The sequence below is a fragment of the Mycetocola miduiensis genome (assembly GCF_900115155.1).
Taxonomy (GTDB): Bacteria; Actinomycetota; Actinomycetes; order Actinomycetales; family Microbacteriaceae; genus Mycetocola_A; species Mycetocola_A miduiensis.
In genome coordinates this window covers 1-25,029 of sequence record NZ_FOVM01000004.1, presented here as the reverse complement: position 1 = coordinate 25,029, position 25,029 = coordinate 1, and the positions used below count along the sequence as shown (strand labels likewise).

Below are 25,029 nucleotides of genomic sequence, written 5' to 3'. Positions count from 1 at the left end.
CGAGGTGATGACCGATGCCGCGTTCACCAATGAACGAGCAAACGCGCACTGAGGCCCGAGCTTTGTTCGACGCCGGTCTGAGCCGCAACGAGATCGCCCGCCGTCTGGACCTTGATCCTGCGACGATTACTCGCTGGGCGAGGGGCGAGGGCATCGAGTTCGACCGCTCCGCTACTGAGGCAGCCGTGAAGGCTCACACCGTCGACCTCGCTGCTGCACGCATCACACTCGCTGAGAAGATGGCCGCCGTCGCAGAGAAGATGCTCGACGAGGTTGACGACCCGTACCTGGTCTACAACTTCGGCGGTAAGGAGAACGACTACAACGAGCACCTGCTGGACACTGCACCTGTTGAGGTGAAGCGCTCCATCGTCGTGACGGCGGGGATTGCGTTCGACAAGCTGACTCGGATCGTCGAGAAGTCCGACAACGGTCTTGAGCAGGCTGTCGGCGTGCTCGACACCATCGCGGAGGGCTTCGCTGCCGCGGCTGATCGGTACCGGGAAGAGACCACAACCAATGAGGCTTGACGCGCTCGAGCGGCTCGTGTCGCGGGCGCAGATGCTGTCCCTGGTCGATGCGCTGCAGTTCAAGCTCGCGCTTTGGTACGGGGCTGTGTCGTCGGGCAAGACGGTGATCAGCCTGTGGGCGTTTCTGCTCGCGGTGCGAGCCGCCCCGCGGACCGGCATCATCGTGATCGCGGGGCGAACGATGACGACGGTGTACCAAAACATCTTCGTGCTGTTCCAGAACACGTCGATCTTCGGATCGGTGATCTCGTCGCAGATCGTCTACACTCCGGGCGCCGCGTCGGCGCGCATTCTCGGCCGCGAGGTCATGGTCATCGGCGCACACAACAAAGAAGCCGTTGGCCGCATCCAGGGTTCGACTGTCGCGCTCGCGTACGTCGACGAGGCTGCGCTGATGCCGGAAGAGTTCTGGAACATGCTGATCTCCCGACTCCGAGTCGAGGGCGCGCGTCTTCTCGCGACCATGAACCCGGCATCCCGTAACCACTGGATTCGGAAGAAGTGGATCGTTCCCGGCGCGACCAAGAACCTCGTGTCGTTCCACTTCACGATGAAGGACAACCCGAACCTGCCGGCCGAGTACATCGCGGACATGGAAGCGTCCTTCTCCGGTGTGTTCTACGACCGGATGATCAAGGGTGAGTGGACGAACGCCGCCGGCGCCGTGTACCCAATGTGGGACGACAAACGCCACGTGATCCCGTTCGACAGCATGCCGCGCCTGCAGGACATTGTCGGTATCGGCATGGACTACGGAACCACGAACGCCACCACTGCGCTCATGCTCGGCATCACTGACGAGTACGACCCGCGGGGCAACCCGAAGGCGCGGCTCGTGCTGATGGACGAATGGGGTTACGACTCCAAGGCATCCAACGTCCGCCTCACAGACGCGGAACTGTCCAAGCGGTTCCGGGCATGGCTACCGCAGGAGCACACACCGTATCCGACAGCGTTGCAGCCACGGTTCATCATGCTCGACCCCGCGGCCGCATCGTTCCGGCAGCAACTCCACAACGACCTCCGCGGTCAGTCACTGTCCCCCTGGGCGGCAGACAACAGTGTGCTCGCCGGCATCGCCACCATCGGCAACCTGCTCGACCGTGACCAGCTGATCGTCACCGACCGGTGCGAAGGATTCCAGTCCGAAGTGACGGAATACCGCTGGAACGAGAAGGCATCCGCCAAGGGCGAAGACGAAGTGGTCAAGGAAGACGACCACTACCTCGACGGCAGCCGGTACATCACCCACTCCACGAAGAACATCTGGTCACCGTACGTCCAGACTCACGTGGCTGCTGCTTAGTTGGCGACGACCGCGGCCGCTTGAGCGAATGGCCATAACGACAGTAAAACCAGCGCCGCGCCCAACAGGATGTACTGATTCACGACTTGGTAGTTCGCCATTGGGTGCTCAGACATCTCGTTCTGCACGTTGAAATCCAGGATGCGCGTTTTCGTGGGCTCAGGCAGTCCGTAGGCCCGTTGGAGCTTGAGATCCAGTTCCCGTTCGTACTTCTGCACCTCCAGGTATCCTCCAGCGAACGAGTAGTCGCGAGTCATCACGAATTCCTTGATATGGGTCCTCACTCTTCGCTCGCGTCGGAGCTGATGACTGCGAACCAGCAGTGTCAGTCCCGCATACAGCGATGCGGCTATTGGTAGCAACGCGGCTGCGTACTGCGCCGCCGTCAACCAGAAGTTCATTCGTGCCTTTCATACAGTCAATTGAACCTATCTACTTGGAGGTGCACGATGGCGCTTCCCGAGCCGAATTCAGCATGGCCACCACCCGCATGGGCTGCCGCTTACGCCACATACGCGGAGAACGAAGCGTGGTACCTCGGCGACGTCGACAAGCTGACGAAGGTGTACCAGCGGAACGGTGCAACACGCCCCGTCGAGGTGCGTGGGCAGCGGAACGGTGGCGTCGTCGGTGCGGTGTCCCGGTTCTTCTGGGGCCGCCCGGTCCCCGCAGGGCAGAACCGCACCCGGCTGCACATCCCCGCACCGGCTGACCTTGCCACGCTCTCGTCGGACCTGATGTTCTCCGAACCGCCCGAGGTTCGCATCGAAGGCCTCACCGCACTGCAGCAGGCCCGGCTCGACCTCATCGCGAACAGCGACGGGGCACACGCCACGTTCAACGAGATGGGCGAACTGAAGGCTGCTCTTGGCGCGACCGTCATCGCTTCCGAGTGGGACCAGGACGTCGCCGATCACGTGTGGCTGGAGTCGTACGGTGTCGATGTCGTGATCCCGGAGTTCCGGAAGAAACGTCTCCTCGCAGCCACGATGTGGACCGAGTACGTCGACGGAAACCGGTACTTCCGGCACCTCGAACGGCACGAGCGCGGCATGATCGAGCACGCCCTGTACGAGGGCACCGCTGACAAGATCGGCCGCCGTGTACCACTGCAGGATCGTCCGGAAACGGAACACATCGCACTGATCGTTGACGCTGATTCACGCATCCTCACCGGCCTCGACCGTCTCACAGTGTCGTACAACAAGAACATGCCGACAATGGCGTGGCGGAAGAAGGGCGAACTCGCTGCCGCGGGCCGCTCCGACTTCGCCCAGCTGCACCCGCTGTTCGACGCGCTCGACGAGACCTGGTCCTCGTGGATGCGTGACCTGAAGCAGGGCGCCGGCAAGGTGCTGGTCCCTCAGGGTGCTGCGACGGCGGGCGGCCCTGGCACTGGTGCGTCGTTCGACACAGGGCAGGAGTTCTTTGTCGAGCTGAACGCTCCCGGCGAGATCGGGAAGGTCTCATTCGACAAGATCCAGTTCGACATCCGTGTTGAGCAGCACGAACGCACCGCGTACGCCATCTACCGTGAAATCCTCCGCAAGGCCGGCTACTCTCCATCCGCGTGGGGCGACTACGGCGCGAACGGTGCGATCACCGCCACGGAGATCGACGACCGGTCGCAGGGCTCTGAGCGGACTCGTGACAAGAAGGCGCTGTTCGACAAGCAGGCCATCGGCGAGCAGGCATCTGTCGCGCTCGAGCTCGACGGGCTGCTGTTCCCCGGCAAGGGTGGCGGTAGGCACGACAAGCCGATCACGGTCGAGTTCCCCGAGGTGTCTCAGGAGGACCCGGAGAAGCGCGCTCGCACGCTGCAGATGCTCGACGCGGCACGCTCCATCTCGACGGAGGCTCGCGTGCGGTACCGCCTCGAAGGCGAGAACCTCACCGAGCCGGAGATCCTGGCGGAGATCGAACGGGTGCAGAAGGAGCAGGGGGAAGCTGCCCCGGACCCGACGACATTTACTGGCTGATCCAGTCCGACCCGGGGTCGAAGCTGATCGAGTCGCCAGCGATCGTGATTCCCATGGTCCGCTGATACAGCGGTCTCGTTCCAAACAAACCGTTTGTTGCCGCCCGCGATGTCACGCGCCAGTTGACACGAACGTGGCTGTCTTTCAATGGGACGTCTACAGATTGCTTCGGTCGCAGCTTCTCGGCAAGAACATCCTGCTGCATTGCCCCCGGCACGTCGTAGGTCAGGGCGTACACCGAATGCGTGGACCGGTTCACGAGCGTGATGGAGCGCGCCCCATCACGAAGAAGCACCCGAAAGGTGGAGGGGGCGTCCGGGAGTTTGCGCACCCACTTCGCGCGATTGTTACTACTCCACGCGGAGACACGAGCCCACACCGGCGGGAACCCCAGCGCAGCGAGGATGAGGCTGGCAGCTCCAATCACGAAGACAAGCACATCGAATGCAGACATGTGCTCATCGTAGTGACTACCGAATGGGGGAAAAGTGGCGCTCTACGTCCCCGACCCGGACATCAGCACGCCTGACCTGATCGACGACCTCGGTCGGGTTCTCGCGGGCCGGTACATGAACGCCGAGGACGAACTCATCCGTGAGATCGCCCAGCGCGCATACCGGGACATCGAGTTGCAAGCACGCCTCGCGGATGCCGCCGAAGACCGGGTTCAGGGGTACGCGTACGCGATCCAACGGAACCGGGAACTCGCGAAACTCGCCGGCGAACGGGCCAAGAGCATCCGTGAACTGCAGGCACTCGCCATCCAGGTCGTCGGTCGACTCCGTGATGAGAACCTCGCTGAGGAACTCATCCGGGTCGCCGCCGAGCAGGGGGAAGCGGAAGCTGCTGCACGCCTCTCGCTGGCGCGCAGGCTGCCCGCTACGACGACGTTGAACGGCACAGCCTCACAGGCGGTCGCTCAGGTGACGCTGTCGCTGCAGTCGAGGCTGGAAGCGTTGAACCAGCGCATCACACGGTTCCCACAGGACGCGTACCAGCACATCGTGTCGCTCACCTCGCCGAATGTGCTCCTCGGCACGTCCACGAAGATGCTCGCTCAACGCCAGGCGGTGCAGAACTTCCTCGCGGACGGCATCACCGGGTTCGTTGACAAGGCAGACCGGCGCTGGCGCATCGGCACGTACGCCGAGATGGCCGGCCGCACGTCAGTCGCTCGAGCGTTCAACGACGCCGGTGTGTGGCGGATGCAGCAGTCAGGCATCAACCTCGTCACCATTCAGGGCGGACTCGCCTCGTGTGCGAAGTGCGCACCGTGGGTGGGGAAGATCCTCTCCACGGATGGCAGCACGGGCACGATCCTTCTCCCACATGCGACGTTGAACGAAACGATCCCGGTCACCATCGTCGGAACCACTGACGAGGCGCGCTCGGCCGGGCTGTGGCACCCGAACTGCTCCCACAGGGCAACCGCGTACCTCCCGGGGCTGTCGATCCCTCAGGCAGGGTTCGAGTACTCCGAGGAAGCCGACAAAGCGCGCGAGCGCCAGCGTGACCTTGAGGTGCAGATCCGGTCAGCGAAACGTAAGGCCGACGTAGCAGGTGATCCGGTCACTCGGCGCCGCGAGCTGAACAAGGTGAAGGGCAAGCAGCAGGAGCTACGCGACCACCTGGCCGCCACTGGTCGGAAGCGCAACAGTGCACGCGAGCAACTGCACTTCGCCGGGAACTAGGTCACTGCCCCGCCGCGAGCGTGCTTCGGGTCTGACGCTCCTGCCATTTTTCCTCGGCGTAGGAACGGGCGACCCACACAAGCACCCACACGCCGCCCGTCGTGAACGCCGCGATCGCCCACGACGAAGGGAATGGTTCGCTATCGAGCGCCGCTAGGGCTGCGCCAAGGAACCACGAGGCCAAGAAGAAGATCACCCACTGAGACAGACCAAGCGCACGTATCCAATATGGCGGACTAAGCAACGCTGCCGCCGCGCGGTGTGCCAGAGCTCGCCGCGCCGCGACCAGTTCCTTCTCGCCGTCATCTTTCGGCTCATACCCGGTGATCAGTTCATTCAAGAGCTTCAGCATACGAAGTCGTCGAGGCTCACCGAGTCGAGTGACGAGTTGCGCGAAAATCGCAGCGATGGCGGCGATCACGGCGGCTGCGACAGGAATCCATGCGGCAGAAGCCGTTTCTGCTGCCGCGGTATGCATGGCGGGACCACACTCCTTCCACAAGGTGAGACTCCCTCGCATTCTCTCGGTATGGATCGGCAGAACGCAACCGGTATGCGGGCGGCCACCACAGAAGAGTTGCAGCGCGCCATCCACCATCGCCCACATTCCCCTTGCCGTCGTCCTCCCTGTCACGGCGGCGGCAAGCCCCACTCTTTCTACGCGCAGGGCGTGGAGAACCAATGAGCAGGAGGCTCACGTGTCCAAGCGCACAGCACCACCCGTCATCCGCGACCGCGACGGGATGGCCGTCATCGGCCGCACCCTTCACGACCTCCGCGGCATCCGGTACGACAACGGAGAAGGCGGAAACACACCGCCCGCTCCGCCTGCACCCCCGGCGCCGGCTCCCCCGGCACCTCCCGCGCCTCCGGCACCCACACCGCCCGCTCCGACACCTCCGACTCCGGTGAATCACCGCGGCGACCCCGACGACCACGTGCGCGAACTGCGACAGGAAGCCAAGGAACGCCGTGAAGCGCTCGAAAAGCTGCAGGGCGAACACCAGACCACCCAGCAGGAACGGGACGCGGCCGCCGCCGAACGTGACCAGGTCAAACGGGAGAACAAGCTCCTCCTTGTCGCCCCCACGCTCGGCGCGAACGCTGGCGCACTGCTCGACTCCAGCAGCTTCACCAAGACTTTCGCCACCGTCGACCTGAACGATCAGGCCGCCGTCGAAAAGGCGATCACAGACGCGCTCGAGAGGAACTCGGCGTTCAAGGCCGGCCCGGTACTGCCACCAAGGAGTGGCGGCGGACACCAGGGCGGCACACCCACATCAAAACCAACGCTCGAAGGCGCCGTGAAAGCGCGCCTCACCCCGAGCGCCTAGCTCCCTAAGGAGATGAAATGCCAGTAACTCTTCAAGAGTCCAAAGCCAACGCGGCCGAGGATCTCGATGTCGCAGTGATCGACGAGTTCCGGAAAGAGACGGCTGTCCTCGACACCCTGATCTTCGACGACGTCGTGAACCCGGCCGGTGGAGGCGCAACCCTCGACTACGGGTACCGTCGATTCGCCACGCAGCGCTCCGCTGCTTTCCGTGCGTACAACACGGAGTACACGCCCGAGCACGTCACCACTGTCAAGGTCAGCGTTGAGCTGCACCCCCTCGGTGGTTCGTTCGAGGTCGACCGCGTTCTCGCGAAGATCGGCCCCGCCGCGTCGGGGAACGTCGCCCTGAACCTGTCGCAGACCGTGAAAAGCACGGTCACGAAGTTCCAGGACGCCGTGATCAACGGTGACACCGCCGTCGACGCGAACGGGTTCGACGGCCTCGACAAGGCCCTCACCGGTTCGTCCACGGAGATCGGCGTCGGCGCAGTCACCGACTGGACCGACTTCGACACGGACAACCGGGCCGAGCACAAGGCGCTCGACGCGATCGACGACTTCCTGTCCTACCTCGACGGTGCACCCACCGTGATCCTCGGCAACGCTCGCGCGCTCGCCCGAGTTCGCGCTGCAGCCCGCCGTGCGGGGATGTACACGAAGAACCCGATCGACGACCTGCTCGACTCGAACGGTCGCCCGATCGTGCGCGAGACGTACGGGAACATCGTGTTCATGGACCCGGGCAACAAGCCCGGCACCAACAACCCGATCATCCCGATCGTCACCCGCACCGTCGCCTCGGTGTCCACCACGGGTCTCACCGACCTGTACGCCTACCGGGTTGGCCTCGACGGCTTCCACGGCGTGTCCACCATCGGCGGCCAGATCGTGCAGACCTGGCTCCCTGACTTCTCCACGGCTGGCGCTGTGAAGAAGGGCGAGGTCGAGATGGGCCCCGTCGCCGTCGCTCTCAAGGCAACCAAGGCCGCGGCTGTTCTCCGGAACATCCGCGTGCAGAACTAGGAGGCTCAGCATGGCTAAGCACACCATCGAATCCCCGGTGAAGGACTTCAACGGCACCGTCGTTGGGGTCCAGTTCACCGACGGCAAGGCGAGCACTGACAACGAGGGCGCGATCGCGTACTTCGAACGTCAGGGCTACACCGTGGCGGGTGAGGTGCTCGACGAGGTCGAGCGCGACTACCCGCTCGGAGATCCGTCCGACAAGTGGACGATCAAGCAGCTCACCGCGTATGCGACCGAGCGGCAGATCGACCTCGGGAAGGCCAAGTCGAAGGACGAGGTCTGGAACGCGATCAAGCCCGGAGGCACGCCGTACAAGGGCGTGACCGAGCCTGACGGCACGGCGATCGTCGCGATTCAGGGTGACCTGAACGACGAATCGACGAAGCTGCAGGCTGATCTGCCCGACAACGTCAAGTAGTACCCCTGCGGGTCCGGTGGTGTCTTCCACCATCACCGGGCCCGCACCCAAGCCCCAAAGCAGAGTGGCGCTGCAGAACTCGCACAGCCCGCGGCTCCGTGCGAGAGACGAGGCGGGGTTCGATTCCCCGCAGGGTACGAAACGAACACGAAGGAGGCCGTCATGGCTCGCATCACTCACCCCACGTTCGCCCCCGGCCGGTCGAAGGGTCTCGCCGGTATCGAGTTTATCGACGGGTTCGCCGAGGTGGATCTCGGTGACAACGACATCCTGCGCCAGGCGCTCGTGCAGCACGGGTACGGCATCGACGAAACGGTTGGTCTCGACGAGCGCACCGTCGCCGAGCTGCGCGCCGAACTCGAAGGTCTCGGGTACGACGTGAAGACGTCATGGCGGAAGCCGGAACTGATCGAGCGCCTCGCCCAGCACCGCGAACTCAACACCGAGAAGTTCGCCACCGCCGAGCTGCCCGACGGCACGGTCATCGGAGACGGGGAATCGCTCGCCACCCTGCCCGTCGCTGAGGACTAACCATGGCCGAGTTCGCCGACGGCGGCATTCTCCACGATGGTGGTCGCGCGTGGGCGGAGCCCGAAACAGGGACCGAGTGCTACATCCCGATCGCCTTCGACGCAGAGCGTGCCGACCGCAATGCACGCATCCTCGCCGAGGCACTCGAACGATCGAGAGACAAGGACTGACATGGCTCAGCGCACATTCGCCACCCCCACCGATTACGCCCGCCTCGCCGAGGATGCGTTCGACGGCGACGACGCGAAGCTCCAGAAGCGGCTCCGGTCGGCATCCATCGAGGTCGAGTCCCTCACCCGCCTCGCCGGGTATGTGACCGACGACGACGGGTACGCCACGGATGCTGACCTGTCCGACGCGTTCACCGAGGCGACGTGCGCGATCGTCGAGTACTGGGAGGAAACGGGCGCCCCGACCGGCGCTGGCGCGCACGAGGGTGCGATCAAGATCGGTTCCGTGTCGCTCGGCACCACCAGCTCCCGCGAATCCGACGGCGACGCGCAAGAGCGCCGATTCGGTGCGAAGGCGATCAACATCCTCCGCAACGCTGGCCTGCTCACCCCACTGGTGAGCTACTAATGGCCCGCCTCAAAGAGAAGCACCTCCCGCACCGGGTCGACATCGTTCGCCTGCTCGGTGAGGGCGGCGAGGGCGAGCTGTGGTCCGACCCGGACACGGAACGGCCGGCGTACGTCGAGCAGAAGTCACGCCTCGTCGTCGACCGCCGCAGCACCTCATCGACAAGCGGCCAGGAGATCACCTCGACGATGTTCGTCGTGCTCCTGCCGACTGACGACGTGCAGCCCCGCTCTCGGGTCACGGTGTTCAAGGGCACCCCGCGGGAACGAACCGCAGAGGTCATCGACTCCGCATGGTTCGACTACAACGCGCGCACCCCGAATCACGTGGAGCTGTACCTGGCCTAAGAGGCTGCCATCGCAGCTTTCAGCGATCCGAGCAGCTCGCCGTACGGAAGCGCGACGTCGGGCTGAGGCGTTGCGCTTCCCTTCTCCCACATCTCGACCAGTGACTCATCGACACCGAGAACTGATGCGACCTCATCGCGAGTCAACTCGGCTGCTTCACGGATCGCGCGAGCCTCACCAGATTTACACATCCGTCGAAGCTGTGAGATCTGAACGAGCGTCTGAGCATCCATAGCTGAATGCTAGCCAGAAAGCGGGGACCACCATGGGCGTTCGCGTGCAGGTCGACCTGGTGTCCAACTTCCCGCAGATCTACAACGAGGCGATGGTGCACATCGTCAACGGAGAGAACCGCGCCGCCGAACGCCTCCTCGCGCTGTCCTCCACACGGGCACCCATGGACGACGACGGGACGCTCGTCGCCTCCGGGCAGGTCGAACTCGCCACCGATGCCACCGAGGGCGCAGGCGTCGTCTACGACACCGCGTACGCCGCCCGTTGGCATGCCGACCAGGCACTGGTCGACTCCCTCGGCCGCCGCTACTCCGGCGGGTCGAACTTCCAGAACGGCCGCCAGTCGCACTACGTCGAGGAACCGGCGATGGAGAACAAAGACGTGCTCGGCGCGATCATCGCGAAAGGTTGACCATGGCTGACCCGGTATCCCAAGAGGTCGAACTGAAACGGGCTCTCGCCCAGTATCTCCACGACCAGCAGGTGGGTGTGTACAAGGCGGGGACGATTCCCTACACCGCCACCGAGCGGGGCATCTTCACGAACGGGCCGGACCTGCCGACGACGCTGGACAACTGCATCGTGCTCACGTCACGCCGACCGATCCCTGAGGGCCGCTCGAACCTCGTGTTCCCGATCGACATCCTGTCCCGCGTGAAGGGCAACAGGATCGCCGCCGGCAACCTCGCCGGGTTCATCTTCGACGCGCTCGATCACAAGGAAGGCGTGCCGCCCGGCATGCACATCAGCTGGGCGTGGGAGTTCTCCCGACTCGACTACAGCGCCGACTCAAACGGCCGCACGGCGAGCATCCAGACGTTCTACTTCCGCGGGCGCCGACGCGGCGCGTAACCGCCAACAGACACCCCAACCGGGGCACCCGGCCCACCTGGGCATCAATCGATTAGGAGTACCACAATGGCCGACCACAGCCTCTACAACACCACCACCCCGAGCGCCGGTTCGCTGGCTCTCGCGCACCAGAAGATCCTCCGCGTCAAGCTCAACGGCGCATGGGTCAACACCACCGGCGACATCAACAACCTCGCCGGGAACCCGACCCCCATCGAGATCAACCGCGAGGTGTACGGCACGAAGGGACGCCAGTCGAAGGACGTCATCGGTTACAACTTCGCCCCGTCGTTCTCCGTCGAAGGCGTCCGCGATCCGGTGACGAAGAAGATCGTCGCCGCGCAGGCATGGCTCGTCGACCTCATCAAGGCCGCCTACTCGGAGGGTGAGGACAACAAGCGCGAGTTCCAGTGGTTCGACGCGCTCGACGAGGACCTCCCGGCTTTCGAGGGAAAGTTCTCGATCGCCGTCTCCGACCTGAACACCGGGTTCGCTGACAAGGGCGGCTGGACGTTCACTCTCACCAACGATGGCGTGGTCGACCGGATCGTCTCGCCGATCGCCGGAACGGGTATCCCGATCCTGGAGTCGGCAACCCCGGCCGGCCAGAGCGTCGGTGACCTGATCGTCGTCCGCGGTTATGGCCTCGCCTCGGCAGTGTCCGCGACCATCGGCGGCGAGCCCGTCACCGAGCTCCGCATCGTCGACAACTACGCGGCAGTCATTCAGATCCCCGCCGCCGTCGCCGGTTCGGCGCCGATCATCGTGACGAACGCAGCTGGCGCGTCGCTCGCGCTGCCGTACAACGCGGCGTAGCACCCACCCCTGAGGCCGCGACAGACAGGCTCTGTCGCGGCCTCACCCATTCACACGAGAGACAGGCTTTCAGTGATCACAGCAACACAGGTTGGGCGCGATCTGCACCTGACCGTCGAGAACATCCCCGAACCATTCATCATCAAACCGCTGCCCGGCAAGGTCGGCGTGCAAGTCACCGACTCATACCTGAACGGTGCTGTCGGTGCCGCCCCGGACGAGGAGATCACCGACGCGCTCATGATGTGCGTCGACGGTGCCCAGTTCGATCCTGAGACCGGTTTCTACATTCCTCTGCCCGAGAGCGAGCGGCACGTCTACAACCGCATCAGCGAGGAGCTGAGGCTCGGCGAAGCGGAATCGGTGCTCCTCCCGGCGTTCTTCTGGCAGACCGTCCTCGGCATCGACGGAGTCACGGCATTCGTCGAGGCAGGTGAAGGCGTCGCTGGTGGGGTAAAAGCACTCTGGGCGTTGGTAGCTCGTTTGGGTCTCTCACCCTCGAGGACATCGCCCAGTTCGGCATTGGAAAACCTGATCCAGCTACAGGCCAGTTCCCCGAGTACGTCTACCCCGCAGGGTGGCGCGAAGCCCGGGAAGCAGCCGCAAGACAGGCAGCCGGCAAAGCCGAAGCCGAGCGCGGGATAACGACCCGCGAGTTCTGGCTGCTCGCCCTCCCGCAGCTGTTCGGCGAAGTCGAGCTTGACCTGGCACAAAACCAACTGATTCCCGACCTTGATCGGGCTCTCGACACACGCCCGTGGCACTTCACGCGTTCCGCGATCGAACGCCTCCGCGACATTGATGCCTCATGGCTCCGAAAGCAGGTGAACGCCCATGTTCGAAGCCGGCGCTCTGATCTACCGCATCCAGACGATGGGCGCGGAGGTCTTCGAGAAGGAACTCAAGGCGAATGATGCTGCGCTCGCGAAGGCGGGCGCCACAGCGAAGGCCACCGGTAAGTCGACGGAGGAACTCGGCAAAGCGCAGGACGGCACCGCGAAGAAAACGAAGACTGCGGCGAAGGAGACCGACGAACTCGGCAAGTCGCAGACGGCGACGAAGCAGAAGACCGAAGAGGCCACAAAGGCTACCGAGAAAAGTGGTAAAGCCCTCACCGGCATGTCGGAGGACGCCAAGCGGACATCTCGCGAGGTCGGCCAGGCGGCCGTCGGCATCGGTGCAGCGTTCGTCGCTGTGGCTGGTCTGTCGGCGAAAGCTGCCATGGACTGGGAGTCGTCGTGGGCTGGCGTCACCAAGACGGTTGACGCACCCGCAGCGAAGCTCGACGAAATCGAGGAAGGGCTCCGCGACCTGACGGCAGTCCTCCCAGGCACGCATGACGAAATCGCGGCCGTCGCTGAGGCTGCTGGTCAGCTCGGTGTGGCCGCCGACTCGATCGTCTCCTTCACGAAGACGATGGTCGACCTCGGCGAAACGACGAACCTGACCTCGGACGAGGCAGCGACGGCCATCGCGCAGTTCATGAACATCATGCAGACCGCGCCCGACGACGTCGACCGGCTCGGCTCCGCCCTCGTCTCGCTCGGTAACAATGGTGCGTCCACGGAGAAGGACATCATCTTCATGGCCCAGCGGATCGCTGGCGCCGGAAAGATCATTGGCCTCAGCGAGGCGGAAGTGCTGTCGTTCGCGAACGCACTCGCCTCCGCAGGTATCGAGGTCGAGGCCGGTGGTTCGGCTATCTCCCGCATCATGACGGACATCGCCAAGGAGGTCTCCACCAACGGTGAAGACCTCGAGAAGTGGGCGTCCGTCGCGGGAATGTCCGCGGACCAGTTCGCGACGAAATTCAAGGGTGCCCCGGCTGAGGCGATCAACCTGTTCATCCAGGGTCTCGGCAAGATGGCCGACGCCGGCGGAGACGTGTTCACCACGCTCGACGACCTCGGCCAGAAGGACATCCGTGTCTCGAACGCGTTGCTGTCGATGGCCAACGCTGGCGACCTGCTCACCGACTCCCTCGCCACAGGCAACAAGGCGTGGGAGGAAAACAGCGCCCTGCAGCAGGAGGCGTACAAGCGGTACCAGACCACCGAGTCGCAGATGGCGATCGTACAGAACCGGGTCACGGAAACCGCGATCCAGTTCGGTGAGGTGCTGCTCCCCGCGGTCCGCGACGTAACGGCGTTCATCGGCGGTCTCGCGGACGGTCTCGGCGGCATGGACCCTGAGCTGCAGTCGGTTTTCGTGCAGACAGGGCTCGTCACTGGTGCGGTACTGCTCATGGGCGGCGCCATGCTCCTGGCAGTTCCGAAGACCGTCGAACTGATCGGTGCCGTCCGGGCGCTCTCAGTGATGATGCCCACCGCTACCGCCCGCATGAAAGGCTTCGCGTCATTCATGGGTGGACCGTGGGGTCTTGGCCTCGCCGCCGGCGTTGTGTCGGTGATGCTCCTCGAGCGTCACCTTGACTCACTGAAGGCGACATCCGAGGAAGTCGAGAACGCGCTCTTCACTGCGAAGACCGCGGCAGACATCTTCGACGACGTCGGCAAGGGCCGCGAGTGGAGCGCGTTCCGCGACGTCGAGGCGGACCTGAAGAACATGTCCGAGATGCTCGACAAGGTGAGCGCGCAGGACGACAACGTCTTCCTGCGGTTCACGACTGAAACCATCGGTTTCCGAAACGCACTGAAGACCACGGGTGAGCGGCTGGGGGTTATCGCCCAGTCAGCTCTACCCACGGCGCAACGTGCGTTCAAGCTGATGGCCGACGAGACTGACGGCTCGCAGAAGCAACTCGGGGTGCTCCTCCGCCAGATGCCCCAGTACCGTGAGGCGCTCGTTAAGCAGGCGAAGGAACAAGGCATCAACGTCACCACTGACGACGAAGCTCTGAACCTGAAACGGCTTCTCGCCCTCGCGACCGGTGACACCACCACAAAGACGAAGGCGCAAACGGAGGCCACGGAACTACTCGTTGCCGCTGAAGAAGAAGCCATCGCCAAGGGTGAAGAGTGGCGCGCGGAGATTCAGGAGCAAGACGCTGCGTTCGTCTCTCTCGGCGGGACATACGACGCCGTGGTTCAGAAGAACCAGGACGTTGCACAATCCACTGCGGATGCCACGAAGGACACGAAGGATTCGTGGGAGACGTTCTACGACGGTGTATCCATCGCCATCAGCGACTACATCACGGAGTTGCAGACTCAGGTCGACGCCCAGAACAACTGGGAATCGAACATGGTTCTGCTCGCTGGGCGGGTTTCGGAAGGGATGCTGGACGAGCTTGCGAAGCTCGGCCCGGAAGGTGCCCCGCTCGTTGCCGCACTGGCTACGGCATCTGATGAGGAGCTGGCGAAGCTGGAACCACTGTATGCGGAGAAGGCAGCGGCAGCGACAGGTGCGTTCGCGACGACACTTGCGAACTCTCAGGCGGTCATCTCGGCTGCGTCCGCGCAGCTCGGCGAGGAAGCTGCACGCGAGATCGCGACGAAACTGTCGAACGGTACGGCCACGGTCGAGCAGATCATGGCCGAGTACAAGCTGGAGATCGAGTCCTCGGACCCGAACGTGACAGTTGACGCGGATACCGGTGATGCGACGAGGAAGCTCGACAACTTCAAGATCCTGATGAACTCGATCCAGCGTCGATTGCAGATCACCCTGAGCGGCGGCGAAACCGGCGGCGGCTCGGGCATGGCCGACGGCGGCCGGCTCGACTTCTACGCCAACGGTGGCCGGTCGGAGAACCACGTCGCACAGTTCGCTCGCGCGGGCACCATGCGGGTGTGGGCGGAGCCTGAGACCGGCGGGGAGTACTACATCCCCATTGCCCAGGCGAAGCGTGGACGGTCCACGCAGATCCTCGCTGACGCCGCGAACGAGTTCGGTTACCAGCTGGTGCCGGTTGGCGCTCAAGCGTTCGCCGACGGCGGCCGCACGGGCAGCACTGCACCGGTCGTCGCCGGCGGGCCGCTCATCGGACAGGTCACTTTCGAGAACACCTCCGAGGAACACGCCCGCGACGCACTCGAGGAACTCAGTTTCTTCCTCCGCACGATTCAGAGAGGCGGCAGACATGGCCGGTAAATGGCTGGTGTCGTCCGGAACCGCGACAGTGGAGATCTGGGAATCTTCGGGTCACCCCGTGGTACTCACATCGGCACCGGAGATCGGGTACGGCGTCCGAACGGATGACGTGAGCATGCCAGGCGGCGACGGGATCATCTTCGGCGCCGACGAGCTTGACGGTTCCTCGATCCTGCTCACGTTGGACATCGGCGATCTCCTCTCCGAGTCCGCGGCTGTCTCGGCGCTGCAGCAGGTCCGGCAGGTGTGGCGTGCCGATCAGGTACGCCGCACGCCCGGGGCAGTCTCGACTCTCGAGGCACCGTCCGGGCGGCTCACGTTCGGTCGACCCCGACGGTTCTCCCACGACGATACGTACCGGAAGCAGGGCCTCATCCGGGCAACCTGCGACTTCACCGCCACCTCCGACCTCTGGTTCTCCGGTGTGGAGAACGAAGCATCGGTGACGCTCGTGCCTTCCCCCGGCGGCGGGCTCATCGCTCCACTGCAGTCGCCACTCGCGACGACGGAAACCTCGGATCGCTCCACGGCGTTCACCGTCACCGGGGAGGTGTCGACCTGCGGAATCTACGAGGTCGAGGGGCCGCTCATCGACCCGGTGGTGGAAGTCGTCGGGCTGTTCCGGCTGGAGTACCGCGGCACCCTCGCCTTCGACGAAGTCCTCACCATCGACACTCGCCCTCACGTACGCACCGCAAGGCGCAACGGGGCATCCGTGTCGCTCGCTCCAACATCGACCCGCATGTCTCAGACGGCGCTCCCTCCGGGCCGGCACGAACTCGTGCTCCGGGGTGCGTCCGAAGCAGGCACAGCTCGCGTCACCGCTCGGTGGCGGGACGCCTTCACCACGTTCTAGAAAGCAGGCACACATGTTCGATCCGGTCCCTTGGTTCGTCGGCGGCGGGGCGCAACACTCCCCTGAAGTCGCGCGACTGTTGGCCTACGCGGCAACCGGAGGCGTGGAAGGGGTGATCACCCCCACCGACCTCAAAGTGCTGCCACTGGCGGTTCCTGGGGGTGCAGTCCGCGCTCTACCGGGAGCCGCGCTGATCCTCAACCGCGCCGTCGGCGGCGCCCAGCAAACCTATGTGTCACGGATGCCGACGGAGACGCAGGTGGGGATCGCAGCGACGGGTTCGGGCGCCGGCCGGTCAGACCTCATCGTCGCCCGGGTCGAAGATCCGTTCATGGCGGGCGAGCCTTGGCAAGATCCGAGCGACCCGAAGGTGGGACCGTATGTCTTCCTGCGGGTGATCCCGAACGTGCCGGCGGACACTACCCGTTTGCAGTCCGTGAACGGTTATGAGGGAAGCTCGGCGATCACACTCGCTCGAATCGACATCCCTGCGTCCACGGGAACGATCACGGCCGCGATGATCAAAGATGTTCGCGGCATCGCGCAGCCCAAATCGGCGATGGAGGCATGGTCTGTCGTCGGGCCAGGCGCGAACACTGACCTGCCGACGAGCGCAGCGTGGACCACACTTGCGTCCCTCACCGCGTCCGGGCGTATCCCCGAGTGGGCGACGCGCGCGTACGCGAACATTTCGGTCTCCGGCCTTCTGGTCAATTCCGGCGAATGGCGTGGGTTTTTGCGCGTGTCGATCACCACAGCGGCGGGCACCCGCAGTTCGACTCCCGTGGCAGTCACGGAGACGAATGCCACGTACAACTGGCCCGGGCGGCGATTCTCGTTGCCTCTCGGATCATTCCTTGAGGATCTCAGTGCTCTCTCCGGGCAGCCCGCGACGGTCAAGGTGGAACTTCAAAAGGCTGTCGGCACCGGCATCATCAACCACGGGCCGACGACAGTTACCGGTGTCAGCTTGAACTACATGCAGGCCGCGATATGAGCGGGTGGAATTACATTGCTCAGCGGGCGACGACGGGCGAGTTCTTGAGCATGGAGTTACCGCTGACGGCCACCCCTAAATGGGCGCTGTCCGGCACCGGCTTTCTCACCGGCACGATCGCCCCCGACCTCGGCCGTCTACGTGCCTCGGACGGCTGGCTGCTGTTGGAGGAATGGGGAACTCTGATCTTCGCGGAAGCGGACGGCATCATTCGGTGGGGCGGCATTGTGATCAGTTCCGAGTTTGACGGGCCGGAGTGGAAGGTGGTGGCAGCGGAGTTCTCGACCTACCCACACGGTATGCCCTATGGCGGTTCCTATTCGCAGATCGGTGTTGACCCGGCATCCGTGGTGCGGCATCTGTGGGAGCATCTGCAATCGCACCCGGATGGCAACTTGGGCGTGACGGTGGTGGGCTCAACCCCGGTGCGAATCGGTACAGACCCCGAGGATGTGAGCTTTACGACAGGTGCCGGAACGGATGTCGCATTCCGCGCTGGCCCATACGAACTGAACTGGTGGGAGTCCCCCGATATTGGGCGGGAAATCTCGGCCTTGTCGAACCAAACCCCGTTCGATTTCGTGGAGCAGCACCGCTGGAACGCCGACCGAACCGACATTCACCACGAAATCGTTATCGGTTACCCACGGGCTGGTCGCCGCCGCTCTGACCTTTCGTTCATCCAAGGCGACAACGTGACGAGTGTCGTGACACCGGAGCTCGACGGCGACGAGTTCGCCAATGAGGTCGTTGGACTCGGCGCCGGAGAGGGCGCTGGCGCGGTGCGTCGTAACACCGCTGTGCGCGACGGCCGGCTCCGGCGCGTGTACGTCTACTCCGATAAGGGGGTGTCTTCTGTCGAACGGATGGATGCTCTGATCCGTGACGAGTTGACGGTGCGGCAGCGCACTCTCAGCATCGATTCGATCACTGTTCGGGAACACCCGAACGCACCGATTGGGTCGTGGGCGCTCGGCGATGACATCCGCGTCCAGGCGACGGTTCCCTGGCTCGGCGAGGTCGAACTGTGGTGTCGGATCACGGCATGGGAACTCACTTCTGAACACACGGCAACGCTGTCACTGGCGCGTTCTGACTCATTCGTATACGGAGGGTAAGCATGGCTAACGCAGCCGAGAAACTGGCCAGGGAGATCGCCGATCTCAAGCGACGGTTGAACTCCCTGGACCGGAGCGCACAACTTGCCCGCTCGACGATTCGCATTGGCGAGGAAGACGTCGGGGTCCCCGCGGCGCTCGTGGCCGGCGTGGAGGCGGCGGTGAAGGTCAGCGAGTTCGATCTGCTGATGAAGCAGTTGCGAGAGGATTTGGACAATGCTGCGGAGCTGATCGAGTCGTCGGGTGTGCAACTCGATGGGCGACTGTCGGAGGCGGAGGCTGCGCTGACTTCCACGGGTGAACGGCTCACCTCGGCGGAGGCGGACCTGGTTGAGGTGTTCGGAAAGGTCGAGAACCTCAGTGACCCGACGGAGCAGATCGAGGCGGCTCGGGTCTCGGCCGTGGCTGAGGCTGCTGCGGCTGCGCAGGTCATCGCGGATGCTGCTGAGGCTGAGGCGGTCGCTGCTGCGGCTCTGGCGGCTCAGGCGGCTGCAGATGCTGCGGAGGCGGCGGCGATCTCTGCGGCGGCCACGGATGCCACGCAAAAGGCTGCGAAGGCAAAGGCTGACGCTCTCGCGGAGGCCGCGCTCGACGCGACGGGGAAGGCGGACGCTGCGAAGGCTGCAGCGAACACTGCTCAAGAGCAGGCGGATGCCGCTCACGCCCTCGCTGGCACGGCGGAGGGTAATGCTCAGGCGGCGCTCACTGCTGCCGGCAACGCGGCGACGGCAGCGGGGCTGGTGTCGAAGAACCTGTTCTCGACGTCGAGTCCGTCTGGCACTGCGCCGTTCGGGTCGACGTGGTTTCAGGTCAACGGCACAGGGCAGGTCATCGGCCAATGGCAACAGACCGCCGCCGGTATCGCCTCGACATGGACGAAGCGCGACGTAACCTCGGACACGATCGCAAACCTCGACGTCGGCAAGCTCTCTGCCGGTACGGCGAACCTCATCGCCGCCGTTGCACAGAAGATCGCAGCAGGCACGGCCGACATCCAGACGGTCAACGCCTCCAACCTGTTCGTCACGGGTACGGCGAACCTGAATACTGCCGTGGTCGAGAAGATCTGGGCCGAGGTCGTTCGGGCGAAGATGGTCGTCGCTGACGAGTTCATTGGCACCAACGCCATCCTTTCGGGTGCAGTGAAGGCCGCGCAGCTTGACGGTGAAGCGGTCAACGGTAAGACGATCACGGGTGCCACCGTCCAGACCACGACCGCAACCAACCGGGGTGTGCAATTCGATAACAGCGGAATCCAAGCGTGGAACTCATCTGGCACTCGGACGGTGTTCGTCGATGCTGCCACCGGGGCGCTCATTGTCGGTGCCGGAACCTTCAACGGAACGGTCAACGCCACCGGTGGCACCATCGCCGGCGACTTGATTATTAGCGGCGGCGGAAGACTCAAATCCAGCGCCTCGGGAAACCGGGTCGAGGTCCACACGACCGGACTCTCCTTCTTCTCTGCGAGCAGTGGCGGGAACGTAACTGGACTGTCCTCGTCCCCGAACACCCAGATCCCAACTAGCCCCCTTTTGCATATCGGGTCTCCGGGGATAACAGTGGGTTCCCGATATGTCAACGGCGTGGATGGCACCAAGGGTCAATTCAGCGTCTCATTGGACACCGTGGAGCTGTCGACGGTCTTCTTGGACACGGTCGGCCTTCGTGAGTCCAACGTGCGCGGCAATGGTGGGACCAGGCTGACCATCCCGCGACGCTTTGAGACGAAGACCGCGAGGGATGCGCTGGCGCAAAAGCCGGAACAGGGCGACCTCGTCGTCATCGCACAAACGCAAGACCGCGGCCTTTACATGTACGACGGCATCAACAACGACTACACCCCCCTGGCTACCGACACCGACTGGATTCAGATCACGCCAACCTCGGGGCAGGCGGTCTCGGACAACCTGTTGTACTACCGCCGAATCGGTCTTGTTGTGTACTTCAAGGGTCGCGTCCAGAACGCAGTAGTTGGTTCGCCCATCATTACGATGCCGGCCGGATTCATCATCGACGGTGGCCCAGACAACGTATTGATTCTCGACCAGGGAGGCTCCGCGCGTGTCAACTTCAAGAACAACGGGCAGGTCATCCTCCTAGGCGCTGTGTCTGGATTTCTGACCTTCGCCGGCACGAGCTATGTCGCTGCAGCAACCTAGGAGGAACCGATGAATCTCTACGAGCTCAAATGCCGCACGCGGGCGTACGGTGTGTCTCGCCGGTGGCGGGATGCGTTCGGTCTGTGGCGATCCGAGGCGAAGCACAAGGGCGACGACTATGCCGCGACCTATGGTCACGATCCGGTCTACGCCATCCAGCCGGGAAAGGTGGTCGCTGTCGGCTGGTCTCCGATCTTCGGGTACTTCCTGCAGGTCCGTCGGGACGCGTTCGTGGTGGTCAAGTACCACATGTTCGAACGGCAGCCGGCGTTCGTGAAGGGCGACCAGATCCTCCCGGGTGACTATCTCGGGCGGACTGGTGCCAGCGCGGATAACGCGAGCGGGAACCACATTCACATTCAGGTCGAGCGGCTGTACTTCACGGTCGACCCGCGTCCGTTCGTCACCGAGTATCTGGGGACGCCTGCCTCCGCAGGCGCCGTCGCTTTTCCCACCAACCCTGAACCGTTCGAGGAGGACGATATGTTTACAGATCAAGACCGCGCGGAGGCTGCCGAGACGCTCCGGCTGCTGCGCACTCGGAACCTTCCGGTGCTGGTGAAGACGGGCAGGTCCAACAAGGTGTGGCTGTCCGACCTCGTCGTGCGTCGGCTGGTGGCGTCGGAGGATGAGCTTGCGCGGACGAAGGGCTCGCTCCAGTCCCGGTCGCTGTCTACCGTCGTGAATGTCGTTGCAGATCTCGACGTGTTCGGTGTGCCGGTGCTGACGGACGCTCAACGGGAGTCGTTGACGCAAGCGCAGATCGACGGCGAAGCCTGATGCGTTGTCGCCGTCCGTGCGTGTGCCCGTCGGAGTGCCGCGGATGCACGCCGACGACTGACCCCTGCAAACACACAGGAGGTCAAGGGTGAGACGTATCGTCAACGCCTGGGGTTCGATCCGCGAACCCCGCCACATCAAGACTGTCTTCTTCTTCTACTATCTCGTGGCGATCGCCACGGGCATCGTGACGTTGACGATGCCACCCGATCTGGTCGAGCTGGTACTCGGCGTGGTCCTCGCTCACGCCTTTTCGGTGTTCCTCATCCTCGGCGGCTTGGCCTGTGCTGTCTCGGTGTTCCCCGGCTGGTGGTGGCTCGAGCGGATCGGTTGCTGGTCCAACCTCGTCGGGATTTCGTTGTTCCTTCTCGTGATCGTGTCTCTCACCGTGAATGACGCCGCCGACGCAGGGCCCACGCAAGCGGGCGTCGGGATGCTGTCAACGGGTGTGTTCGTGATTCGGCTGTTGATGATCCGGAAATACAGCTTCGAGCCACGACAGGGGTAACTGATGACCGCACAGGACTGGGCGCTCATCATCACCGCGATCGGTGGCGGTGCTCTCCTCAAAGAACTCGTCGTGTGGGCACGCAGAGCATTCACCGGATCCGCGTCCAAGCGTCGCTCCGAGGTTGACCGCATCGCAGCCGAGGCAGCGCACGAACGCCGCCTTCGACGCGCAGCGGAGAAGAACGCCGACAGTGAAGCCACCAAGCGCCGAATCATCCAGGAGTACGCATCGCGGCTCCGTTCCGCCTACTACGAAGCAGGCCGCACCCCTGAGGCGTGGCCCGAGATCGAGAAGACCCTGACCCCGGAAGAGGTCATGCAACTGAGAACAGAGGAGTAACCATGCCCGACCAAGCAGCACCTGAAACAACGATCAGCCCGAAGGTCATTGCACAGGCTGTCACTGGCGTTGCCTTGACAGCCCTCGTCGCGGGCATCGCGGCCGTGACGCCCGACCACTTCGCCAGCCTCGGGATCTGGGGCCCGATCGGTTACGCCGCGATCGTGTCCATCGGTGGCAGCATCGCGGGATACATCAAACGGGATCCGCTGCGCGGCACCGGCACGTCGTAGCCGCCTTGAACGGCGAACGCCCCCTCATCATCTTCGGATGGTGAGGGGGCGTTTTTTTGCATTCTGAGGGCTGCTGCCTGTGGATAAATCTGTGGAGAATCTGTGCAAAGCTCTGTGCAATACTAGAAACACGACGAGCCGGTTACCGGAGCGTTGTCCGCCTAGGACCCCGCGATGCGGGGTTTTAGTGCTTAAGGGTCCCAGCGCCAGACGTGGTGCCTGATCGGCTGAACTTTCTCCCACAGGCGCTCTACCGCACGCCTTGTGCGTTCATGCTTCTCGACGTGCGCGTCCAATCGCCGGTAGAGGTAGACAGCGAGATCGGCCGACTGCACGCCGGGCGACTCCGAAGACTTTCCGAAAACGATAGGCATCTCAATCTGCACCAGCTTTGACGAACGATATCCTCCGGTGCCGCTCACTTGATACTGCGCAGTCTGCAAGATGTGCATCGCTTGCCCCTGAACCTCGTCTGCGATGACGGTGACGACGTCTCCCACTGAAGCCGCATACTCGTTTACCGCCTCAAGTGCGTGCTGGAGCGCGATCCGATGAGGTGCATACGGGTATCGGTAGCGCGCGTTCAGCCGGGTGACATCGACTCCGCGGATGATCATCTTGATGGGAAGCTCCGCTAGACGATCAAGTGCGTCGCCGTAGATCGCCAGCGCAGCCCGGGTCTTGCCGCGCACCGGGGCCCAGCACCCGACACCGGACATGATTTCGTGGGCATGAAACTCCACGCTTGGGCTGTCGATTCCGAAGCCACGGGCGTATTCGCGAGACGCTTTCAGTGCGCCGGACACGTCGCTAAGGTTCTCAGTTCGCACCACGATCGCCCCAACGTAGTAGCGGTCGGCGGTGTAGGACTCGTCCAGAAATGCATAAAGCATCCCCCCATCATGTCGTGCCGTGAGGTTGGACGGCGCGGGTGCCGCGCGGAGGCTTCTAATGGGCGATGGTAGGGCCACTCAAGTAAGCGGTGCGACATTCGGGGCAGACGTAGTATGGATGCCGCTCGGTGCCATCGATCACGAGCCCGACCAGGCAACGGGGACAGTTCGGGCTGTCGAACGGGTCGTCTTCCATCCCGGCAGTATGCGCCGCTCCCCCCACGGCACGCCAGCCCTCCACCCGCTATGGTTAGGGCGTCCGGTGGATGCCCCCTCACCGGCCATGTCCTCTCGTGCCGCTTCGGGTGCGTCACGAGAGGACACCCGCTAGTTCGCTCCCAAGGGTGCTTCTTCCCGATCTTCCTCGACCTCTGCTGTTGCGAGGACGGCGATCAGAGTTGCGGTGAGCACTCCAACCGACGCGCCGGCGCAGAGCCACGCGACTGACCCCCACAAAGCTCCGAGGCCACTGTGCTCAACGCCGAGCAGCACCAGCCCGAGGCCCACGAAGGAACTGACCAAGGCCGCCACCGATAAGAACCGGAACCATCTCAGACGACGGATCTTCAAATCAATGGAGCGTCGCTCGACAGCGACGGTCAGCATAACGATGGGGAAGACAGCCGTCAGCACGGCGCAGGTATCCTCGTTCACGCTGTCGACCCTATCGGGCGAGTTGCGCCAGGCATCAGGACAAGGGCGGCGTCTTCGGTCTCGTTAGAGGAAGCGGCTCGCGCCACGTCGATCCTGAGGATGCGAGGAACTGAGGTGGCAGCTTGCGCTCGTACAGCCCGTAGACGTTCTGCGTCGCCTCGTTCAGTGACCCCCAGTAACCGATCAGCTCACGCTTGGTCGGATCCACGTGCCAGGTGATCGCCCGGTAGTAGGTGGTGCGGCCGGCGCCGAGCTGCAGCTTACGGATGAGCGCGATCGGATCTCTTGAGGTGCTGTGAACGATCGCCCACTCGATGGGTTGTGTGACGTTCGAGAGGTCCGGCATGTTTCGAATATACGTTCGAGAGCTGCAATCGGCAAACCCTCAACTGAAGCAGTAGTGAGGCCCACGACCTCACTACTGGCGAACTCGGCTCTGGTTCGTGAAGAAGGCTCCGGCGCCGAACGCCAGGATGATGACGCCGAGGATCAATGCCACCGGACCGGAGCGCTCGAGCATCGCGAGCCCGGCGAGGGTGACGATCCCGCCGAGCACGAGGCCGACGATTGAGAGGAGCCACATGCCATCCGCGCGAGGTTTCATGAGGTCAGCGTATCGGCTGACCATTTACCCACGGTAATGGGTGGGCAAGCGTGGGAACTCACGGGAACAGCGAGAGCGCAAAACCCCAGACCACCGGCAACTTAGGGAACTCTGGGGAAACGTCACCTGAGAACTTCAGCTTCCCAAGCTGATAGCGCGGGTTCGATTCCCGTCATCCGCTCCA

32 protein-coding genes are annotated in these 25,029 nt (G+C 63.7%); 24 read left to right on the top strand and 8 right to left on the bottom strand.

Annotation, left to right across the window (positions count from 1 at the left end):
• The first annotated feature begins 29 nt into the window (after positions 1–29).
• Positions 30–530: a hypothetical protein gene (locus tag BM197_RS07665; protein WP_090710312.1), complete on the top strand. Its 501-nt coding sequence runs from the start codon at positions 30–32 to the stop codon at positions 528–530.
• Positions 520–1,836, top strand: coding sequence for a PBSX family phage terminase large subunit (locus BM197_RS07660; RefSeq protein ID WP_090710309.1), 1,317 nt, complete (start codon positions 520–522; stop codon positions 1,834–1,836). Before BM197_RS07665 ends, BM197_RS07660 begins: the two co-directional genes overlap by 11 nt.
• On the opposite strand, the gene BM197_RS07655 is transcribed toward BM197_RS07660, so the two are convergent.
• Positions 1,833–2,237 (bottom strand): hypothetical protein, encoded by a 405-nt coding sequence (locus tag BM197_RS07655; protein ID WP_090710308.1) that lies wholly within the window; start codon positions 2,235–2,237, stop codon positions 1,833–1,835. The genes BM197_RS07660 and BM197_RS07655 overlap by 4 nt on opposite strands.
• Before the next feature lie 48 nt (positions 2,238–2,285).
• On the opposite strand from BM197_RS07655, the gene BM197_RS07650 reads away from it, so the two are divergent.
• Positions 2,286–3,815: a phage portal protein gene (locus tag BM197_RS07650; protein ID WP_090710306.1), complete on the top strand. Its 1,530-nt coding sequence runs from the start codon at positions 2,286–2,288 to the stop codon at positions 3,813–3,815.
• Here BM197_RS07650 and BM197_RS07645 read toward each other — a convergent pair.
• Positions 3,805–4,269 carry a hypothetical protein gene (locus tag BM197_RS07645; protein ID WP_090710304.1) on the bottom strand — a complete coding sequence of 155 codons (465 nt, stop codon included), beginning with the start codon at positions 4,267–4,269 and terminating at the stop codon, positions 3,805–3,807. The two genes, BM197_RS07650 and BM197_RS07645, sit on opposite strands and share 11 nt — an antisense overlap.
• Positions 4,270–4,303: 34 nt before the next feature.
• Between BM197_RS07645 and BM197_RS07640 the strand changes: the two genes are divergently transcribed.
• Complete coding sequence (locus BM197_RS07640; RefSeq protein WP_090710303.1) at positions 4,304–5,506, top strand: phage minor capsid protein; 1,203 nt, start codon at positions 4,304–4,306, stop codon at positions 5,504–5,506.
• 1 nt (position 5,507) lies between these two features.
• Here the strand turns inward: BM197_RS07640 and BM197_RS07635 are convergent, their stop codons facing one another.
• Complete coding sequence (locus BM197_RS07635) at positions 5,508–6,113, bottom strand: hypothetical protein (protein WP_218151849.1); 606 nt, start codon at positions 6,111–6,113, stop codon at positions 5,508–5,510.
• A 91-nt stretch (positions 6,114–6,204) separates the two neighbouring features.
• Between BM197_RS07635 and BM197_RS07630 the strand changes: the two genes are divergently transcribed.
• The 7 genes from BM197_RS07630 (at position 6,205) to BM197_RS07605 (ending at position 9,743) form a co-directional block, all read left to right on the top strand.
• Positions 6,205–6,840, top strand: a complete 636-nt coding sequence (locus tag BM197_RS07630; RefSeq protein WP_143095035.1) for a hypothetical protein — start codon at positions 6,205–6,207, stop codon at positions 6,838–6,840.
• 17 nt (positions 6,841–6,857) lie between these two features.
• Positions 6,858–7,865 (top strand): major capsid protein, encoded by a 1,008-nt coding sequence (locus BM197_RS07625; RefSeq protein WP_090710298.1) that lies wholly within the window; start codon positions 6,858–6,860, stop codon positions 7,863–7,865.
• Between the two features lie 10 nt (positions 7,866–7,875).
• Positions 7,876–8,286 (top strand): hypothetical protein, encoded by a 411-nt coding sequence (locus BM197_RS07620; RefSeq protein ID WP_090710296.1) that lies wholly within the window; start codon positions 7,876–7,878, stop codon positions 8,284–8,286.
• A 162-nt stretch (positions 8,287–8,448) separates the two neighbouring features.
• Positions 8,449–8,817, top strand: a complete 369-nt coding sequence (locus tag BM197_RS07615) for an SAP domain-containing protein (RefSeq protein WP_090710294.1) — start codon at positions 8,449–8,451, stop codon at positions 8,815–8,817.
• A 2-nt stretch (positions 8,818–8,819) separates the two neighbouring features.
• On the top strand, positions 8,820–8,987 hold the full coding sequence (locus BM197_RS16265; RefSeq protein WP_177216768.1) for a hypothetical protein: 168 nt from the start codon (positions 8,820–8,822) through the stop codon (positions 8,985–8,987).
• Position 8,988: 1 nt separating this feature from the next.
• Positions 8,989–9,396, top strand: coding sequence for a hypothetical protein (locus BM197_RS07610; RefSeq protein WP_090710293.1), 408 nt, complete (start codon positions 8,989–8,991; stop codon positions 9,394–9,396).
• Positions 9,396–9,743 (top strand): hypothetical protein, encoded by a 348-nt coding sequence (locus tag BM197_RS07605; protein WP_090710291.1) that lies wholly within the window; start codon positions 9,396–9,398, stop codon positions 9,741–9,743. Before BM197_RS07610 ends, BM197_RS07605 begins: the two co-directional genes overlap by 1 nt.
• On the opposite strand, the gene BM197_RS07600 is transcribed toward BM197_RS07605, so the two are convergent.
• Positions 9,740–9,976 carry a helix-turn-helix domain-containing protein gene (locus BM197_RS07600; RefSeq protein ID WP_090710289.1) on the bottom strand — a complete coding sequence of 79 codons (237 nt, stop codon included), beginning with the start codon at positions 9,974–9,976 and terminating at the stop codon, positions 9,740–9,742. The genes BM197_RS07605 and BM197_RS07600 overlap by 4 nt on opposite strands.
• Before the next feature lie 32 nt (positions 9,977–10,008).
• On the opposite strand from BM197_RS07600, the gene BM197_RS07595 reads away from it, so the two are divergent.
• The 13 genes from BM197_RS07595 (at position 10,009) to BM197_RS07535 (ending at position 22,694) form a co-directional block, all read left to right on the top strand.
• Positions 10,009–10,389: a hypothetical protein gene (locus BM197_RS07595; protein ID WP_090710288.1), complete on the top strand. Its 381-nt coding sequence runs from the start codon at positions 10,009–10,011 to the stop codon at positions 10,387–10,389.
• A gap of 2 nt (positions 10,390–10,391) precedes the next feature.
• Positions 10,392–10,829 (top strand): hypothetical protein, encoded by a 438-nt coding sequence (locus BM197_RS07590; protein ID WP_090710286.1) that lies wholly within the window; start codon positions 10,392–10,394, stop codon positions 10,827–10,829.
• A gap of 66 nt (positions 10,830–10,895) precedes the next feature.
• The gene (locus BM197_RS07585) at positions 10,896–11,645 is read left to right on the top strand and encodes an IPT/TIG domain-containing protein (protein ID WP_090710284.1); all 750 of its coding nucleotides are present in this window, start codon (positions 10,896–10,898) and stop codon (positions 11,643–11,645) included.
• Between the two features lie 72 nt (positions 11,646–11,717).
• Positions 11,718–12,290 carry a hypothetical protein gene (locus tag BM197_RS07580; protein ID WP_090710283.1) on the top strand — a complete coding sequence of 191 codons (573 nt, stop codon included), beginning with the start codon at positions 11,718–11,720 and terminating at the stop codon, positions 12,288–12,290.
• A 189-nt stretch (positions 12,291–12,479) separates the two neighbouring features.
• Positions 12,480–15,698, top strand: a complete 3,219-nt coding sequence (locus tag BM197_RS07575) for a phage tail tape measure protein (protein ID WP_090710281.1) — start codon at positions 12,480–12,482, stop codon at positions 15,696–15,698.
• Positions 15,688–16,554 (top strand): hypothetical protein, encoded by an 867-nt coding sequence (locus BM197_RS07570; RefSeq protein ID WP_090710279.1) that lies wholly within the window; start codon positions 15,688–15,690, stop codon positions 16,552–16,554. The genes BM197_RS07575 and BM197_RS07570 overlap by 11 nt, the downstream gene beginning before the upstream one ends.
• Positions 16,555–16,567: 13 nt before the next feature.
• A complete protein-coding gene (locus BM197_RS07565; protein ID WP_090710277.1) occupies positions 16,568–17,551 on the top strand; it encodes a hypothetical protein in 984 nt (327 codons plus the stop codon).
• On the top strand, positions 17,548–18,669 hold the full coding sequence (locus tag BM197_RS07560) for a hypothetical protein (RefSeq protein WP_143095034.1): 1,122 nt from the start codon (positions 17,548–17,550) through the stop codon (positions 18,667–18,669). The genes BM197_RS07565 and BM197_RS07560 overlap by 4 nt, the downstream gene beginning before the upstream one ends.
• Before the next feature lie 2 nt (positions 18,670–18,671).
• Positions 18,672–20,831, top strand: a complete 2,160-nt coding sequence (locus BM197_RS07555) for an autotransporter outer membrane beta-barrel domain-containing protein (protein WP_090710273.1) — start codon at positions 18,672–18,674, stop codon at positions 20,829–20,831.
• A gap of 9 nt (positions 20,832–20,840) precedes the next feature.
• On the top strand, positions 20,841–21,611 hold the full coding sequence (locus BM197_RS07550) for a M23 family metallopeptidase (protein WP_090710272.1): 771 nt from the start codon (positions 20,841–20,843) through the stop codon (positions 21,609–21,611).
• A gap of 88 nt (positions 21,612–21,699) precedes the next feature.
• On the top strand, positions 21,700–22,119 hold the full coding sequence (locus BM197_RS07545) for a hypothetical protein (RefSeq protein ID WP_090710269.1): 420 nt from the start codon (positions 21,700–21,702) through the stop codon (positions 22,117–22,119).
• Between the two features lie 3 nt (positions 22,120–22,122).
• Positions 22,123–22,461 (top strand): hypothetical protein, encoded by a 339-nt coding sequence (locus BM197_RS07540; RefSeq protein WP_090710267.1) that lies wholly within the window; start codon positions 22,123–22,125, stop codon positions 22,459–22,461.
• Positions 22,462–22,463: 2 nt separating this feature from the next.
• Entirely contained in the window at positions 22,464–22,694 is a 231-nt protein-coding gene (locus BM197_RS07535) for a hypothetical protein (protein ID WP_090710265.1), read from the top strand.
• 191 nt (positions 22,695–22,885) lie between these two features.
• Here the strand turns inward: BM197_RS07535 and BM197_RS07530 are convergent, their stop codons facing one another.
• From BM197_RS07530 to BM197_RS16110, 4 genes are all read right to left on the bottom strand, one after another.
• Positions 22,886–23,587 carry a DUF3800 domain-containing protein gene (locus BM197_RS07530; RefSeq protein WP_090710263.1) on the bottom strand — a complete coding sequence of 234 codons (702 nt, stop codon included), beginning with the start codon at positions 23,585–23,587 and terminating at the stop codon, positions 22,886–22,888.
• Between the two features lie 327 nt (positions 23,588–23,914).
• On the bottom strand, positions 23,915–24,241 hold the full coding sequence (locus BM197_RS07525; RefSeq protein ID WP_143095033.1) for a hypothetical protein: 327 nt from the start codon (positions 24,239–24,241) through the stop codon (positions 23,915–23,917).
• Positions 24,242–24,275: 34 nt separating this feature from the next.
• Complete coding sequence (locus tag BM197_RS07520; RefSeq protein ID WP_090710260.1) at positions 24,276–24,587, bottom strand: hypothetical protein; 312 nt, start codon at positions 24,585–24,587, stop codon at positions 24,276–24,278.
• 72 nt (positions 24,588–24,659) lie between these two features.
• Positions 24,660–24,869 (bottom strand): hypothetical protein, encoded by a 210-nt coding sequence (locus BM197_RS16110; RefSeq protein WP_143095032.1) that lies wholly within the window; start codon positions 24,867–24,869, stop codon positions 24,660–24,662.
• Between the last annotated feature and the right edge of the window lie 160 nt (positions 24,870–25,029).

Bases quoted from the DNA above. Each gene is read 5' to 3' on its own strand.
- BM197_RS07665 (WP_090710312.1), top strand. From the start codon at position 30: ATGAACGAGCAAACGCGCACTGAGGCCCGAGCTTTGTTCGACGCCGGT.
- BM197_RS07660 (WP_090710309.1), top strand. From the start codon at position 520: ATGAGGCTTGACGCGCTCGAGCGGCTCGTGTCGCGGGCGCAGATGCTG.
- BM197_RS07655 (WP_090710308.1), bottom strand. From the start codon at position 2,237: ATGAACTTCTGGTTGACGGCGGCGCAGTACGCAGCCGCGTTGCTACCA.
- BM197_RS07650 (WP_090710306.1), top strand. From the start codon at position 2,286: ATGGCGCTTCCCGAGCCGAATTCAGCATGGCCACCACCCGCATGGGCT.
- BM197_RS07645 (WP_090710304.1), bottom strand. From the start codon at position 4,269: ATGTCTGCATTCGATGTGCTTGTCTTCGTGATTGGAGCTGCCAGCCTC.
- BM197_RS07635 (WP_218151849.1), bottom strand. From the start codon at position 6,113: ATGTGGGCGATGGTGGATGGCGCGCTGCAACTCTTCTGTGGTGGCCGC.
- BM197_RS07625 (WP_090710298.1), top strand. From the start codon at position 6,858: ATGCCAGTAACTCTTCAAGAGTCCAAAGCCAACGCGGCCGAGGATCTC.
- BM197_RS07620 (WP_090710296.1), top strand. From the start codon at position 7,876: ATGGCTAAGCACACCATCGAATCCCCGGTGAAGGACTTCAACGGCACC.
- BM197_RS07615 (WP_090710294.1), top strand. From the start codon at position 8,449: ATGGCTCGCATCACTCACCCCACGTTCGCCCCCGGCCGGTCGAAGGGT.
- BM197_RS16265 (WP_177216768.1), top strand. From the start codon at position 8,820: ATGGCCGAGTTCGCCGACGGCGGCATTCTCCACGATGGTGGTCGCGCG.
- BM197_RS07610 (WP_090710293.1), top strand. From the start codon at position 8,989: ATGGCTCAGCGCACATTCGCCACCCCCACCGATTACGCCCGCCTCGCC.
- BM197_RS07605 (WP_090710291.1), top strand. From the start codon at position 9,396: ATGGCCCGCCTCAAAGAGAAGCACCTCCCGCACCGGGTCGACATCGTT.
- BM197_RS07600 (WP_090710289.1), bottom strand. From the start codon at position 9,976: ATGGATGCTCAGACGCTCGTTCAGATCTCACAGCTTCGACGGATGTGT.
- BM197_RS07595 (WP_090710288.1), top strand. From the start codon at position 10,009: ATGGGCGTTCGCGTGCAGGTCGACCTGGTGTCCAACTTCCCGCAGATC.
- BM197_RS07590 (WP_090710286.1), top strand. From the start codon at position 10,392: ATGGCTGACCCGGTATCCCAAGAGGTCGAACTGAAACGGGCTCTCGCC.
- BM197_RS07585 (WP_090710284.1), top strand. From the start codon at position 10,896: ATGGCCGACCACAGCCTCTACAACACCACCACCCCGAGCGCCGGTTCG.
- BM197_RS07575 (WP_090710281.1), top strand. From the start codon at position 12,480: ATGTTCGAAGCCGGCGCTCTGATCTACCGCATCCAGACGATGGGCGCG.
- BM197_RS07570 (WP_090710279.1), top strand. From the start codon at position 15,688: ATGGCCGGTAAATGGCTGGTGTCGTCCGGAACCGCGACAGTGGAGATC.
- BM197_RS07565 (WP_090710277.1), top strand. From the start codon at position 16,568: ATGTTCGATCCGGTCCCTTGGTTCGTCGGCGGCGGGGCGCAACACTCC.
- BM197_RS07560 (WP_143095034.1), top strand. From the start codon at position 17,548: ATGAGCGGGTGGAATTACATTGCTCAGCGGGCGACGACGGGCGAGTTC.
- BM197_RS07555 (WP_090710273.1), top strand. From the start codon at position 18,672: ATGGCTAACGCAGCCGAGAAACTGGCCAGGGAGATCGCCGATCTCAAG.
- BM197_RS07550 (WP_090710272.1), top strand. From the start codon at position 20,841: ATGAATCTCTACGAGCTCAAATGCCGCACGCGGGCGTACGGTGTGTCT.
- BM197_RS07540 (WP_090710267.1), top strand. From the start codon at position 22,123: ATGACCGCACAGGACTGGGCGCTCATCATCACCGCGATCGGTGGCGGT.
- BM197_RS07535 (WP_090710265.1), top strand. From the start codon at position 22,464: ATGCCCGACCAAGCAGCACCTGAAACAACGATCAGCCCGAAGGTCATT.
- BM197_RS07530 (WP_090710263.1), bottom strand. From the start codon at position 23,587: ATGCTTTATGCATTTCTGGACGAGTCCTACACCGCCGACCGCTACTAC.
- BM197_RS07520 (WP_090710260.1), bottom strand. From the start codon at position 24,587: ATGCCGGACCTCTCGAACGTCACACAACCCATCGAGTGGGCGATCGTT.
- BM197_RS16110 (WP_143095032.1), bottom strand. From the start codon at position 24,869: ATGGTCAGCCGATACGCTGACCTCATGAAACCTCGCGCGGATGGCATG.